This window comes from Billgrantia ethanolica, assembly GCF_021404305.1.
Classification (GTDB): Bacteria; Pseudomonadota; Gammaproteobacteria; order Pseudomonadales; family Halomonadaceae; genus Halomonas; species Halomonas ethanolica.
The window spans coordinates 601,590-614,760 of the sequence record NZ_JABFTX010000003.1 but is presented as its reverse complement, the minus strand read 5'-3'; the positions used below and the strand labels follow the sequence as shown (position 1 = coordinate 614,760).

The window sequence follows — 13,171 nt, the reverse complement described above, 5'->3', positions numbered from 1 at the left end:
TCGATCACTCAGGTGTGTTAGTTTAATCGGTTACGCCGACAGCGCCCGGCCATGTTGCCTAACATGGGGATGCAAAACGGAAAATCAATCCGTTGACCTCAATACACCGGGTCAACGTTTCAGCTCCAACAGCAACTCCTGCAGCCGCTGCCTCGCCTCGAGGGGCAGGCGTTCACCGCCCCGCTCTTTGGCCAGCAGCGCCTCGAACTCCTCCTGCGGCGACTGGCGCTGCCGATGACGCCTCAGGTACTCGACCAATCCCTCGAGCTCCTGGCCTCGCGCCTCCCGCGGAATCAGCATCTCTCGCTGTACCAGGGCCGCCAGCCGCTCGCCCTGGGCGCTGCCCTGGAAGTGAGCCAGCAACACATGCGGACTACGATAGCGTCCCGCCCGCAGCAGACGCACCAGCTCGCGGCACAGCAAGGCATCCGTCCCGTCCTCCGGACACCACTCCTCCACCGCGGGCAGGCGCTCGACCAGCGCCGGCTCATGCACAAGCAGCTGCAGCACCCGCGCCATCAGCCCCAGTGCTGCCCCCTCGCTGCGCGGCTTCTGTTCCGCCACACTCGGTGTGGAAGCAGACGCAACAGGCGGCGAGGCGGGCTCGGCCGCCGGCAAAGCCGCTTCCTGCTCGCTGGCCAGGAGCGCGTCGAAGCGAGACTGGTCGACCCCGGTGCGCCGCGCGAGTTCCCCCAGTAGCACGGTCTTCAGCATGCCCTGAGGCAATCGCGACACCGCCTTCAGCACCTGGCTGGCAAAGCGCTCGCGCTCCTCGACCCTTGCCAGGTCACGCCCCCGCGCCGCCTGATCGAACAGGAACTCCGATAGCGGGCTGGCGCAGGTGATGCGATCCTCGAAGGCCTCAGGCCCTTCGCGACGCACCAGCGTATCCGGATCCTCGCCCTCCGGCAGGAACAGGAAGCGCGCCGTGCGCCCATCGATCATCTGCGGCAGCACGGTTTCCAGCGCGCGGCTGGCGGCCTGCCGACCGGCGCGGTCGCCATCGAAGCAGAACACCACCTCGTCGACCATGCGAAACAGCCGTCCTAGATGCTCCTCGCTGGTGGAGGTGCCCAGGGTCGCCACGGCATTGCGAATGCCGAACTGGGCCAGCGCCACCACGTCCATGTAGCCCTCGACGATCACCAGCCGCTCGAGCCGTGGATTGGCCTGCCTGGCTTCGAACAGCCCGTACAGCTCCCTGCCCTTGTGGAAAACCGGCGTCTCGGGCGAGTTCAGGTACTTGGGCTTGGCATCGCCGAGCACCCGGCCACCGAAGGCGATGGTACGTCCGCGCACGTCACGAATCGGGAACATCACCCGATCGCGGAAGCGGTCGTAGGTGCGGCCGCTCTCCTCGCGCTGCACCAGCAGGCCGTATTCGACCTGGACCGCTTCGGCGACGCCTCGCGCACTCAGGTGGCGCTTGAGCGCTTCCCAGTCGTCAGGGGCGTAGCCAATGCCGAAGTCTCGCTGCACCTCTTCGGAGAGGCCGCGCCGGGCGAGGTACTCCCGCGCCTGCTGCCCCTCAGGCATCTTCAGCCGCTCGCGAAAGAAGCTGGCCGAGAGTTCGAGCAGGTTGACGCCCTCCTGGCGCTTGCGCTCGCGCGCCTGAGCGCGAGGATCGTCGGCGCCTTCTCGCGGCACCTCGAGCCCCAAGCGTGCCGCCAACTGCTCCACCGCCTCGGGGAAGCGCAGCTTGTCGTACTCCATCAGGAAACGCAGAGCGCTGCCGTGGGCACCGCAGCCGAAGCAGTGATAGAACTGCTTGTCGGCACTGACGGTGAAGGAAGGCGTCTTTTCCTGATGAAAGGGGCACAGGCCGGAGTAGTTGCGCCCAGCCTTCTTCAGCTGCACTCGCTCGCCCACCACCTCGACCACGTCGATGCGTGCCAGCAGGTCATCGATGAAGCGCTGCGGAATCTGGCCGGCCATGTGGGTCTTGCCACCTCCCGGCGGGGCAGATGAAAAGGAGCAGTGAAACGGACTTGAAAGACAAGCGGCCACCTGACGGCAGCCGCTTGGTCATCCTTCCAGGAGCCGAGATGCACGAAGCATCAGGACTCCTCGAGTACGGATCAATAGAGCCGTTCGAAACGCTTGCGCTCACGCTGGAGCTTCTTGGCGTGACGCTTCACCGCGGCGGCAGCCTTGCGCTTGCGCTCTGCGGTCGGCTTCTCGTAGTGCTCGCGACGACGCACTTCAGAGAGGATGCCGGCTTTTTCACAGGAACGCTTGAAACGGCGCAGCGCGACGTCGAACGGCTCGTTATCACGTACTTTGACAGAAGGCATTAAGCACTCACCTACCTTGAATTCTTGAGTTCGGTTCGAACGTACACCCGGATGTGGGTGCACGACCCAATTGTACAGCGCACGGTAGTTTAGTCGCCGATTCCAAGCTTTGCAAATTCCCGACACAGGAAGGCGGGATGGCCAGGCACCGATTTGCTAGAATACGGCCTTTCTCTTATCACGAGCTTTGCACCATGCGCGTCCTTGGCATCGAGACCTCCTGCGACGAAACCGGCGTCGCGATCTACGACACCGAACGCGGCCTGCTGGCCGATGCTCTCTATAGTCAGGTCGCCATGCATGCCGAATATGGCGGCGTGGTGCCGGAGCTGGCCTCCCGTGACCATACCCGCCGCCTGCTGCCGTTGATACAGCAGGTGCTCGAGGAGGCCGGCATGCAGCGCAGCGAGCTCGATGCCATCGCCTATACCGCCGGCCCGGGGCTGGTCGGCGCACTGATGGTGGGCGCCAGCACCGCGCACGGCATGGCCCGTGCGCTGGGCATCCCCGTACTGGGGGTTCACCATATGGAGGGGCACCTGCTGGCGCCCATGCTCGAGGAGTCGCCGCCTGCCTTCCCCTTCGTCGCCCTGCTGGTCTCCGGCGGCCATACTCAGCTGGTCGAGGTGCACGGGCTGGGCCTATACCGCCTGCTCGGTGAGTCGGTGGACGACGCTGCCGGGGAAGCCTTCGACAAGACCGCCAAGATGCTGGGCCTGAGCTACCCCGGCGGCCCTCAGGTCGCCCGACTGGCCGAGACGGGCAATCCCGGGCGCTTTCGCTTCCCCCGGCCGATGACCGACCGGCCCGGCCTCGACTTCAGCTTCTCCGGGCTCAAGACCCATACGCTTACTACCCTGCGCCAGTTGGAACAGGCCGGCGAGCTCGACGACCAGGCCCGCGCCGACGTTGCCAGGGCCTTCGAGGAGGCTGTGGTCGATACCCTTACGATCAAGTGCCGTCGTGCGCTGGATGACACCGGTCTCAAACGTCTGGTGATGGCCGGCGGGGTGAGTGCCAACCAGCGCCTGCGCGAGAGGTTGGCCACGGAGGTGGCGAAGCGCAACGCACAGGTGTTCTATCCCCGCGGCCGCTTCTGCACCGATAACGGTGCCATGATCGCCCTGGCCGGCGCCTTGCGCCTGCAGGCCGGCGAACGCGACGAGACGGGGCAGATGAAAGCAGTACCGCGCTGGCCGATGGATACCCTGACGTCACCGGCCAGCGCCTGAACACTACTACCCTGATGCGGCCAGCCGGGCCAACGACACCACAGCGCTCAAAGCGCGTGCTCGTCGCCCTTGCCCAGCCGACGTATGTTGAGCAGGTGACGAACCAGCACCAGCAGGGTGAATACCAGGATCACCAGGACATAGTCCGGCGCCAGCCACAGGCTGGCCAGCGGCGCGATACCGGCACTGGCCAGCGAGGCCACCGCCGCGGTGCGTACCCGCCAGGCCAGCACCACCCACAGCGCGGCACAGCACAGCGCCACCCAGGGAGTCAGCACCAGCAGCACGCCGAAAGCGCTGGCCACCGCCTTGCCGCCACGAAAGCGATGCCAGGGCGGAAAGCTGTGCCCCAGCAGCACGGCCAGCCCGACCATGCCCTGGCCCCATGGCGGCATGCCCAGCACCATGGCGAGCCACAGCACCGGCATCCCCTTGGCCGCATCGAGCACCAGCGTCGCCCCGGCAAGCCGCGGGCCGTAAAGGCGCAACACGTTCGAGAAGCCCGGATTGCCGGAGCCTTCCCCGCGCGGATCAGCGACGCCTGCCAGCCGGCAGACCCACAGCGCGCCCAGCCAGGAGCCGCTGAGATAGCCCAGCGGCACCAGACCCCATAGCGGCCACAGCTCTTCGCCCAAATCCGCCCCCCGCGCTAGTTCGTCGTCACCATCGGTGATTCTGCCAGCCCCCGCACGCCAGGGACAGCACTGCAGGCCTGTCAATCCGTCCCGACGCTCACGTACAATCGTGCCTCCTTCTTCGGCCTGTTTGGGAGCTGCACATGGATTGCGTGTTGATCGAGTCGCTGGAACTCGAGACGGTCATTGGCGTATACGACTGGGAGCGCACCATTCGCCAGCGGCTGGTGCTCGACCTGGAGCTGGCCACCGACATTCGCCCGGCAGCCGCCGACGACGACCTCACCAAGACTCTCGACTACGCGGCCATCAGTCAGCGCATCCAGCACTTCGCCGACGAGCACGACTTCGCTCTGGTGGAAACCTTCGCCGAACGTCTCGCTGAGCTGCTGATGACGGAATTTTCCGTGCCCTGGCTACGCTTGACGCTGCGCAAGCCGGGCGCGGTACCGGCCGCTGCCGCGGTAGGCGTGCGCATCGAACGCGGCACGCCGCCGGAGGGTGCCTGATGGCCAAGGTAAGCGTCAGCATCGGTAGCAACATCGAGCGTGAGCGTCACATCACGGCCTGTCTGGAGGCGCTTGCCGCCACCTTCGACAACCTGGTCTTGTCACGCGTCTACGAGAGCGAGCCCGTCGGCTTCATCGATGGACGCAACTTCTATAATCTGGTGGCAGTATTCGACAGCGACTGGTCGGTAGGCGAGCTGCAGGCCTGGTGCAAGCGTATCGAACGCGAGCATGGACGGCGCCCGGGCACGCCCAAGTTCAGCCCGCGAACGCTGGACATCGACCTGCTGACGGTGGGCGACCTCACCGGCGAGCACGACGGGATCACGCTGCCACGCGACGAGATCCTGCATCACGCCTTCGTGCTGCTGCCGCTCGCCGAACTACTGCCCGACACGCCCCATCCTGAGACCGCACGCACCTACGCCGAACTGTGGGCCGAGTTCGAGGCTGGCGATCAGCGACTGTGGCCCGTCGAGTTCGTCTGGCGCTCCTGAGCGATACACCAGTAAGCCGATCGCTGAGCGCATTTCCTCAACGCCGCTCCATTTCCCGCTGCAGCACGGCCCGGCGGCGTCGGGCCAGCTCTTCGCCCAGCGCGCCGCCGCGAAAGCCCTCGGCCAGCAGCGCCCTGGCCTCGAGCCGCGACACCTCCCGCCAGGCTCGCTCGAGTCGCGTGGCCAGCGCCGGCGTCTCGAGCGCCAGCAGCGCGATGAGCGGGGCTACCCGTTCGGCTCGTCGCCAGGCGTCGACACCGTCCAGCCAGGCTTTTACCGTATCGGCATCGGGCGTGTCGCGCTCGGCCAGCTGCCGGGTCAATGCGACCTGCCACCCCAGCTCGCGATAGCTGCGCGGCAGACGCAAGCTTTCGCTCAAGGTGCGTTGGTCGGCCTCATCCAGACGCTCCACCAGGCGGGCCCAGCGCCAGCGCGACCGCTCTGTCTCGGGCAGTTCATCGGGCAGGCGCGTCATGCGCTGCAACGCCTCATCGAGCTCCGCGCCGCTCCCGATGAGCTCGGGCATCAACACCGTCAGGGCGCCACAGGCATGCAGCGTACGGAAGTAGACCGCCGGTTCAGGCTCGCCCAGCGCCTTCTCGGTCTCGGTCCAGACGCGCTCGGCCACCAGGTGAGCAAGCTCGCCGCTCTCGGTCAGCTCGCGCATCAGCGCCCAGGTCTCGTCGGCGATGGTGAAGCCGAGCCCGGCATAGCGGGCCAGGAAACGTGCCGTGCGCAGCACCCGCAGCGGGTCTTCGACGAAGGCCGGCGAAACGTGTCGCAAGACGCGCTTTTCGAGATCCTGCAAGCCGCCATAAGGGTCGATCAACTCGCCCTCTGGGGTTTCCGCCATGGCGTTGATGGTGAGGTCGCGACGGGCCAGGTCCTCTTCCAGCGTCACCTCGGGGCTGGCATGCACCTCGAAGCCGGTATAGCCGTGCCCCGACTTGCGCTCGGTGCGCGCCAGCGCGTACTCCTCATGGGTCTCGGGATGCAGGAACACGGGGAAATCGCGCCCCACCGGGCGAAAACCGCGGCGGCGCATCTCCTCGGGCGTCGCCCCCACCACCACCCAGTCGGTATCGACGGTGGGCCAGCCCAGAAGGGCATCACGCACCGCCCCGCCAACGCGATAGACCTCGAGCCCCGCCAGGTAGCGGTCGCGCCCTGCGTTCATCAGCCGGCGCGCTCCACACGTTCGGGCAGACGGTACTCCCACTCCGTGAATCCACCATCGAGACTGTAGACCTCGGCGAAGCCCTGCCCCGCCAGCCAGGCCGCTGCCTGCTGGCTCGAATGACCGTGGTAACAAACCACTACCATGGGCTGCTCGCGCGGCGCCACCTCCAGCAGCGTCGACACGCTGTCGTTGTCGAGATGACGGCTGCCGGGAATGCGGCCGGCGGAAAAGCTGGCCGGATCGCGGATATCGACCAGGGTGAGCGGAGCCTCGTCGTCGAGCCAGGCGGTCAGAGTATCGATGGTTAGATGTCGAAACATGGGGCGCTCCCTTCAGGTCTCGCCGGATCGCAATCCGGGTTCAGCGGCGATGACGATGGCTGGGCACCGCAATGCGCTCGCCGGTGCAAAGATTCAGAGCGGTGAGACTGCCGCCCCACACGCAGCCGGTATCCAGTGCTTCTACCCGCACCCGGGCGCCCTCGGCTTGGCCTTCCAACGCCGCCCAGTGGCCGAACAGCAGCCGCACGTCGTCGCCTCGGGGATAACGGAACCAGGGGGCGAAACCCGCCGGGGCGCTGTCGAGCCCCTCCTTGGCACTGAAATCGAGGCAGCCTTCGGCGTCGATGAAGCGCATGCGGGTCAGCACGTTGACGATGGCACGTAGGCGGTCGATGCCATCGAGCGCGACGTGCCAGCAGGCCGGCTCGTTGCCGTACATGCGCTCCAGGAAGGCACCGCTGCGCTCGCTGCCGAGACGCTCTACGACCTCGCCGGCCAGCTCTGCCGCCTCGTTCACCGACCATTGGGGCAACAGCCCGGCGTGAACCATCACGGTCTCGCCCTGCCCCGGGAAGTCTTCACGCACCAGCAGCGACCGCGACTGCAGCCAGTCGAGGAGCGCCTCGCGGTCGGGGGCGGCAAGAATGTCGTCCAGGGTGTCCTTGCGATTGAGCCTGGCACCGCCACGGGCCACTGCCAGCAGGTGCAGGTCGTGATTGCCGAGCACGGTGAGGGCGGCATCGCCCAGCGCCTGGACCTCGCGCAGACAAGCGAGCGATCCGGGGCCACGATTGATCAAGTCACCGGCCAGCCACAAGCGGTCGCGGCCGGGGTCGAAGTCGATCTTTTCGAGCAGCTCGACGAACTCGGCGTGGCAGCCCTGCAAATCTCCAACGGCATAGGCGGTCATGACACCTTCCCTTGTGCGCTTCGCGGGTTGTCCATCCGGCGCGAGGCTCACCCCGCACCACAGGCTTCAGTGTATCTGATTGGGGCCGGCCAGCCGGAAAGGGGCGATGGTCACTTCGAAAGGACGCTGACTGGCGGTATCGACACAGGTGTAGGAGCCTTCCATCACCCCCACCGGCCCGTCAAGGATGGCACGACTGGTGTAGCGAAAGGTCTGCCCGGGGCCGATCATCGGCTGCTGACCCACCACGCCCTTGCCGCGCACCTCCTGCACCTTGCCGCTGCCCTGGGTGATACGCCAGTGACGTGCCAGCAGCTGTACGCTGCGAGCCGAATGATTGTGAATCGTCACGGTATAGCTGAAGACATAGCGCGACTCCTCGCTCGAGGACTCGTCGTCGCGAAAGACGGGTTCCACGTCGACCAGCACCTCCCGCTCCAGCGGCACGTCGGAAGCCTGGTTCATGGCATGACCTCCGTGGCAGCAAGGTGGTTGGCGATACGTACGAATTCCTCGACGTTCAGCGTCTGGGGACGGCGCGCCGGATCGACGCCCAACGCCGACAGCGTGTCGCCGTCCACCACCCCCTTGAGGTTGTTGCGCAGGGTCTTGCGACGCTGGGAGAAAGCCTGGCGCACGACGTCGAACAGCAGCGCCTCGTTCGTAGCCGGCCAGGGCAGCTCGGCGTATGGCGTCAACCGCACGATGGCCGAATCGACCTTGGGCCGCGGCACAAACGCCTCCGGCGGCACCGTGAACAGGTCATCGACGCGGCAGCGATACTGCGCCATTACCGAGAGACGCCCCCAGTCGGCGCCGCCGGGCTCGGCGGCCAAGCGCTCGACCACCTCTTTCTGCAGCATGAAATGCATATCGGCGATGGCATCGCCGGCTTGCAGCAGATGGGCGATCAGCGGCGTCGAGATGTTGTAGGGCAGATTGCCCACCACCCGCAGCGGCTCACCGTCGCCGCGCAGCGCACGGAAGTCGAACTTCAGCGCATCGCCCTCGTGCACCACGAAGCCCGGATAGTTGAAGAACTGCACGCGTAGCCCAGGGATCAGGTCGCGATCCAGTTCGATCACCTCGAGCTGCCCGTCGGCTGCCTCGAGCAGCGGTTCGGTCAGCGCGCCCTGGCCGGGGCCGATCTCCACCAGCCGGTCGCCGGGGCGGGGGGCAATGGCCCGCACGATGCGGGAAATGATGCCGGGGTCACGCAGGAAATTCTGGCCGAAGCGCTTGCGAGCGCGATGGACCGGCGGGCGGGATGCCATGCAAAGAATCCTTGTCTGTTCGTTCGTCAGGGGGCGGCCGAACCGCGGCCGGCCATGTCGGCGGCCAGTGCCACGGCGACTCGCAGACTGCCCGCATCGGCCAGGCCGCGACCGGCCAGATCCAGCGCCGTGCCATGATCAACCGAGGTACGCACGATAGGCAGCCCCAGGGTGATATTGGCGGCCTGGCCGAAGCCGGCATACTTGAGCACCGGCAGACCCTGATCATGATACATCGCCAGCACCGCATCGACCCCGGCCAGATGGCGCGGCGTGAACAGGGTATCGGCCGGCAACGGCCCGTCAAGCTCGAAGCCTTCGCCGCGCAGGCGCGCGAGACAGGGCTCGATCACCTCGAGCTCTTCGCGCCCCAGATGTCCGCCCTCGCCCGCGTGGGGGTTGAGGCCGCACACGGCGATGCGCGGCCTGGCGATGCCGAACCAGCGCCTCAGGTCCGCCTGCAGAATACGCAGGATGCGCTCCAGCCCCGCCTCGCTGATGGCATCGGCCACTTCGCGCAGAGGCAGGTGGGTGGTAGCCAGCGCCACCCGCAGCGCGGTGCCGCCCTGCCAGTCGGGGCCCGCGGCGTGCAGAGCACTGTCGGTGGCCAGCATCATCACCACCTCGTCGACGCCGCAGGCATCGCGCAGGTACTCGGTGTGACCGCGAAAGCCGGCATGGCCGGCATCGAGAATCACGCCCTTGTGCAGAGGTGCGGTGATCATGGCGCCGGCGCGGCCGTCGCAACAGGCCGCAATCGCCAAGTCGAGGGTTTCAAGCACATAGCCGGCATTGGCCACGGCCAACTCACCGGGGCGGCTCGGCTCACGCAGCGCCACCGGCCACACCGGCAGCACGCCGGGCCTAGCTGGCGGCACCGGCTCCTCCGGCCGTAGTTCGACCAGATCGACCGCCAGATCCAACAGCGCTGCGCGCTGGGCCAACAGGGCCGGATCGCCCACTGCCACGACCCGTCCAAGCGGCGGTTCGCCCATGGCCAGCTGCAGGCACAGCTCGGGGCCGATGCCGGCAGGCTCCCCGCTGGTCACCGCCAGTACGGGCGCGTACGGGTTCATCTATCAGCTGCCGCTGGCCAGCCGGTTGTCGACGAAGGCGTCGGCGCGAATCTCCTGCAGCCAGGCGTCGAGGGCCTCGTTGGCCTTGCGCTGGAACACCATCTGGCGCGCCTGCTCATGGCTCACGTTGCCGCCCTGCTGCTCGATGAAGCGCTCCACCTCACGAGTGCTGACGTTGACCCGGCCGCCGAGCTGACGCTGATGTAGCTCGCGCAGCAGCATCTCGCGACGAATCTCCTCGCGCACGGCTGCCATGGTCAGACCGTCCGCCTCAAGGGCGTCGGCGAACTGATCGAGGGTCATGTTGTTGCTCTCGGCGATCTCGCGCATCTGGCGGTTGAGCGCGGTGTCATCGACGCTGAGGCCGGCATTGGCCGCCATCTGCAGCTGAATCTCTTCCAGGATGATCTGTTCAAGCACGTATTCGCGCAGCATCGACTCGGGGGGCAGCGACTGCCCCTGCGCCGCCAACTGGCTGCGCGCCTGCGCCATGCGCTCCTCGAGTTGGCTGTGCATGATGGCCTGCTGGTTCACCACGGCCACGATACGGTCCAGGGACTGCCGCTGCACCGGCTGGAAATCCTGGGCCACGGCCGTCAGCGGCAGAGCACCAAGGCACAGGGCCAATCCCAGGGCGCCCAGGGTGGCGAATGGCGAAATCCGCATCTTTCTCTTTCCTCTCATATGGCTCTCTTGTAGGGCATTCGCACGATCAGAAGGCCGTGGCTCGGTAACCCGGTATGGCGCGCTCGAAATAGTCGCCAGCATCGCCGCCGACACCGCCCAAGCCCTTGAAGACGAAACGCAGGAACAAGCCGCGCTCCGTCGTATCGTTCTCGATGCTGGCGGTGTCGTTGTCATCGATCCATTCGCGCCACACGACCTGCAAGCCGTAGCAGCAGTCGTTCCACTGCACGCCAGCCACCTGATCGAGCAGGCGCTCGTTGGTGTAGTCATACACGGCACGCCCGATCAGATCCACTCGGGGCGATAACTTCCAGGCAAACGAGAGATCGTACTCCTCTCGGTCGTATTCGCGAAACTCATCGTCCCCTGGTCGTACCGAAGGATCGAATCCTTGGAGTTCCCAGCGGTAGCCGAGGTTCAATACGTGTCCTTCAGGGCTACGATAGCGCAGGTCCAGCGAGGTACGCTCGGTACGCTGCTGCTTGTCGTCGTAGAGCCACTCCCAGCGACTCCGCCAGCGATCGGTCATCTGCCAATCGAGGCGAGTCACCAGCGGCGAGCGATCGCGGGTGGCGTTGTACCAGGGCTCGAAGCGACCCCCATCATCCGGCGAGCGTGGCAGCGTATCGGGGTCGCCGTTGATGTCGATGTAGCGGTCGTCGAGATAGAAGGCCTGGCCGATGCCGAAGGCCAGTCGCTCGCGGCCACGGTCGTCTTCCAGCAGGCGCGAGTCGACGCCGACCGACACCCGGTTGAGATCCCCCACTCGGTCTGCCCCGGAGAAGCGATAGGGCGACCACAGCTGGCTCCACGAGAAGGCACGCTCGCTACTATCGAACTCGGGAAATTCGCGTTGATTCGTTGCCGGTACATAGGCGTAGTTGAGTCTGGGTTCGAGGGTCTGACGATAGGCTCGCCCGCCAAGCTCCAGCTCGCGCTCGAATACCAGCCCGCCATCGATGGAGCTTACCGGCACAGCACGCTGCAGAGTGGTATCGCGATCGGTCTCACGCTCGCCATAGTCGAGGTCGTAGGCGGTGTAGAGCCACTCCACTCGCGGCTCCAGGTGGCCCCAGCTCTCGTCGAAGCGCCAGCCGGTAGCTGGCGAGAGGTGTAACCGGGTACCGGTAGCGGCTTCACGCAGAGGTACTCGGTTGCGATCCACATCGCGCCAGAAATAGGTGACGTTCGAACGCCACTGCTGATACCAGCCGCCCTGCTGGGACCAGCGGGCGTTGGCAGTCAGGCTGGGCAGACGATAGAACGGCTTGTCGCGATCGCGCAGCGGATCGTCGAGCCGCTGGTAACCTTGGGCACGGGCATCGAGATGCCACAGCGCCCCCCGATAATCGATCTGAGCCAGGCGCGGCATATTGGTGGGGTCATCGCCGAAGATGCTGCCGTAGTCGTCGAAGTAGCGCCCGTCGCTGGCCGCCCCGTAGCGCAGGTTGTAGCTCGTGCGAGAGTCGAAACGACCGGTATGACGATAATCGACGTACCAGCGGTCCTCGCCCTCGTAGCGCCGCGAGGCGGCACCCGGGTCATCGGAGCCACCGCCGTCACTGGACAGGTAGGCCCCCTCGATCTGACCGGCATCGGTGGGGAACAGGTAGCGGTACTCGCCCCCCAGCAGCAGCCCCCGGTCGCTGATCCAGCGTGGCGTGATGGTGGCGTCATGGTTGGGCGCAATGTTCCAGTAGAACGGCTGGGCATAGTCCAGAGCGCCGCCGGAGAGGCCGATCTCGGGCCACAGGAAGCCGGTATGACGCCGGTCGTCGATGGGAAAGCGCACCCAGGGCCAGTAGAATATCGGCACATTGCCCATCTCCAGGCGCGCGTGGCGTGCGGTGCCGAAACCGCTCTCGCGGTCGAGCACCAGATCGCCTGTGACCAGTTGCCACAGGTTGTCGCCCGGGTCGCAGGTGGTGAAGCTGGCCGAGGTGAGCCGGAAGCGGCCATCCTCCAGCCGCTCCAACTGCATGGCATCGCCGCGCAGGTGCTGATCGTGGACCACGAAGTGCGCCGCGTCGATGCTGGCGGCGTCGGTGACCAACGAGACCTCGCCGGCCTCACCGCGCACCAGCAGGTTGAGATCGCGCAGAGCCAGCGGCCCTTCGGCAAACGCCCACTCGCGCTCGGGCGGCACGCTCACCCGCGGCGACTCGAGCTGCGTGTCGGCACGCCGCAGGATCACTTCACCGCCGAGAATGGTTTCGCCATCATCGCCGTAGTAGGCGGTGTCGGACTCGCTGCGCACCTGGCCCGGCTCGTCGCCCGCGGGCAAGCGATAGGCGGGCATCACGTAGATCCCGCGGCACAGCGCCTCGGCCGGGCGCCCCTCGCCCCACGGCTGCCAGTCCAGTTGCCATGCCGCCAACGGCTCGAGCGCCAGCGCCTGCGGCGCGCCCAGCGTCAGGCCGGATGTGATCAGGCTGGCCAACGCCGTTCCTGCATGTCGGTTGCCCATGGTCCCTCGATGTCCTTGGCGAAGAGAATCGGTATTATACAGACCGCACCCAGCCTGTCGTATGCGCCTGATCGGTCAGCATGCGGCGGTGCCCAGCGGGCGTCAACCGGCACCGTACGAGACTCCAAG

At 66.4% G+C, this 13,171-nt stretch carries 14 protein-coding genes; 3 read left to right on the top strand and 11 right to left on the bottom strand.

Going from position 1 to position 13,171, the window contains the following annotated elements; genetic code table 11:
• Positions 1-111: 111 nt before the first annotated feature.
• Complete coding sequence (gene dnaG / locus HOP53_RS16105) at positions 112-1,935, bottom strand: DNA primase (RefSeq protein ID WP_234270966.1); 1,824 nt, start codon at positions 1,933-1,935, stop codon at positions 112-114.
• A 143-nt stretch (positions 1,936-2,078) separates the two neighbouring features.
• Positions 2,079-2,294, bottom strand: a complete 216-nt coding sequence (rpsU, locus tag HOP53_RS16100; RefSeq protein WP_010629611.1) for a 30S ribosomal protein S21 — start codon at positions 2,292-2,294, stop codon at positions 2,079-2,081.
• 194 nt (positions 2,295-2,488) lie between these two features.
• Between rpsU and tsaD the strand changes: the two genes are divergently transcribed.
• Positions 2,489-3,526 (top strand): tRNA (adenosine(37)-N6)-threonylcarbamoyltransferase complex transferase subunit TsaD, encoded by a 1,038-nt coding sequence (gene tsaD, locus HOP53_RS16095; RefSeq protein ID WP_234270965.1) that lies wholly within the window; start codon positions 2,489-2,491, stop codon positions 3,524-3,526.
• Positions 3,527-3,573: 47 nt separating this feature from the next.
• Here tsaD and plsY read toward each other — a convergent pair whose 3' ends face one another.
• On the bottom strand, positions 3,574-4,161 hold the full coding sequence (gene plsY / locus HOP53_RS16090; RefSeq protein WP_234270964.1) for a glycerol-3-phosphate 1-O-acyltransferase PlsY: 588 nt from the start codon (positions 4,159-4,161) through the stop codon (positions 3,574-3,576).
• 143 nt (positions 4,162-4,304) lie between these two features.
• On the opposite strand from plsY, the gene folB reads away from it, so the two are divergent.
• Complete coding sequence (folB, locus tag HOP53_RS16085) at positions 4,305-4,670, top strand: dihydroneopterin aldolase (protein ID WP_234270963.1); 366 nt, start codon at positions 4,305-4,307, stop codon at positions 4,668-4,670.
• Positions 4,670-5,167, top strand: a complete 498-nt coding sequence (gene folK / locus HOP53_RS16080; RefSeq protein ID WP_234270962.1) for a 2-amino-4-hydroxy-6-hydroxymethyldihydropteridine diphosphokinase — start codon at positions 4,670-4,672, stop codon at positions 5,165-5,167. Before folB ends, folK begins: the two co-directional genes overlap by 1 nt.
• 37 nt (positions 5,168-5,204) lie before the next feature.
• Here the strand turns inward: folK and HOP53_RS16075 are convergent, their stop codons facing one another.
• From HOP53_RS16075 to HOP53_RS16040, 8 genes are all read right to left on the bottom strand, one after another.
• Complete coding sequence (locus HOP53_RS16075; protein ID WP_234270961.1) at positions 5,205-6,344, bottom strand: tRNA nucleotidyltransferase/poly(A) polymerase-related protein; 1,140 nt, start codon at positions 6,342-6,344, stop codon at positions 5,205-5,207.
• Positions 6,344-6,667, bottom strand: coding sequence for a thiosulfate sulfurtransferase GlpE (glpE, locus tag HOP53_RS16070; protein ID WP_234270960.1), 324 nt, complete (start codon positions 6,665-6,667; stop codon positions 6,344-6,346). The genes HOP53_RS16075 and glpE overlap by 1 nt, the downstream gene beginning before the upstream one ends.
• Positions 6,668-6,707: 40 nt before the next feature.
• Positions 6,708-7,538: a symmetrical bis(5'-nucleosyl)-tetraphosphatase gene (locus HOP53_RS16065; protein ID WP_234270959.1), complete on the bottom strand. Its 831-nt coding sequence runs from the start codon at positions 7,536-7,538 to the stop codon at positions 6,708-6,710.
• Positions 7,539-7,604: 66 nt separating this feature from the next.
• A complete protein-coding gene (apaG, locus tag HOP53_RS16060) occupies positions 7,605-8,003 on the bottom strand; it encodes a Co2+/Mg2+ efflux protein ApaG (RefSeq protein WP_234270958.1) in 399 nt (132 codons plus the stop codon).
• Entirely contained in the window at positions 8,000-8,812 is an 813-nt protein-coding gene (gene rsmA, locus HOP53_RS16055) for a 16S rRNA (adenine(1518)-N(6)/adenine(1519)-N(6))-dimethyltransferase RsmA (protein ID WP_234270957.1), read from the bottom strand. The genes apaG and rsmA overlap by 4 nt, the downstream gene beginning before the upstream one ends.
• Positions 8,813-8,838: 26 nt before the next feature.
• The gene (gene pdxA, locus HOP53_RS16050; protein WP_234270956.1) at positions 8,839-9,888 is read right to left on the bottom strand and encodes a 4-hydroxythreonine-4-phosphate dehydrogenase PdxA; all 1,050 of its coding nucleotides are present in this window, start codon (positions 9,886-9,888) and stop codon (positions 8,839-8,841) included.
• A gap of 3 nt (positions 9,889-9,891) precedes the next feature.
• On the bottom strand, positions 9,892-10,554 hold the full coding sequence (locus HOP53_RS16045; RefSeq protein ID WP_234270955.1) for a SurA N-terminal domain-containing protein: 663 nt from the start codon (positions 10,552-10,554) through the stop codon (positions 9,892-9,894).
• 46 nt (positions 10,555-10,600) lie between these two features.
• Complete coding sequence (locus HOP53_RS16040) at positions 10,601-13,042, bottom strand: LPS-assembly protein LptD (RefSeq protein ID WP_234270954.1); 2,442 nt, start codon at positions 13,040-13,042, stop codon at positions 10,601-10,603.
• Positions 13,043-13,171 lie beyond the last annotated feature (129 nt).

Coding starts and splice junctions, on each gene's coding strand:
- dnaG (WP_234270966.1), bottom strand. CDS start 1,935: ATGGCCGGCCAGATTCCGCAGCGCTTCATCGATGACCTGCTGGCACGC.
- rpsU (WP_010629611.1), bottom strand. CDS start 2,294: ATGCCTTCTGTCAAAGTACGTGATAACGAGCCGTTCGACGTCGCGCTG.
- tsaD (WP_234270965.1), top strand. CDS start 2,489: ATGCGCGTCCTTGGCATCGAGACCTCCTGCGACGAAACCGGCGTCGCG.
- folB (WP_234270963.1), top strand. CDS start 4,305: ATGGATTGCGTGTTGATCGAGTCGCTGGAACTCGAGACGGTCATTGGC.
- folK (WP_234270962.1), top strand. CDS start 4,670: ATGGCCAAGGTAAGCGTCAGCATCGGTAGCAACATCGAGCGTGAGCGT.
- HOP53_RS16075 (WP_234270961.1), bottom strand. CDS start 6,344: ATGAACGCAGGGCGCGACCGCTACCTGGCGGGGCTCGAGGTCTATCGC.
- glpE (WP_234270960.1), bottom strand. CDS start 6,667: ATGTTTCGACATCTAACCATCGATACTCTGACCGCCTGGCTCGACGAC.
- HOP53_RS16065 (WP_234270959.1), bottom strand. CDS start 7,538: ATGACCGCCTATGCCGTTGGAGATTTGCAGGGCTGCCACGCCGAGTTC.
- apaG (WP_234270958.1), bottom strand. CDS start 8,003: ATGAACCAGGCTTCCGACGTGCCGCTGGAGCGGGAGGTGCTGGTCGAC.
- rsmA (WP_234270957.1), bottom strand. CDS start 8,812: ATGGCATCCCGCCCGCCGGTCCATCGCGCTCGCAAGCGCTTCGGCCAG.
- pdxA (WP_234270956.1), bottom strand. CDS start 9,888: ATGAACCCGTACGCGCCCGTACTGGCGGTGACCAGCGGGGAGCCTGCC.
- HOP53_RS16045 (WP_234270955.1), bottom strand. CDS start 10,554: ATGCGGATTTCGCCATTCGCCACCCTGGGCGCCCTGGGATTGGCCCTG.
- HOP53_RS16040 (WP_234270954.1), bottom strand. CDS start 13,042: ATGGGCAACCGACATGCAGGAACGGCGTTGGCCAGCCTGATCACATCC.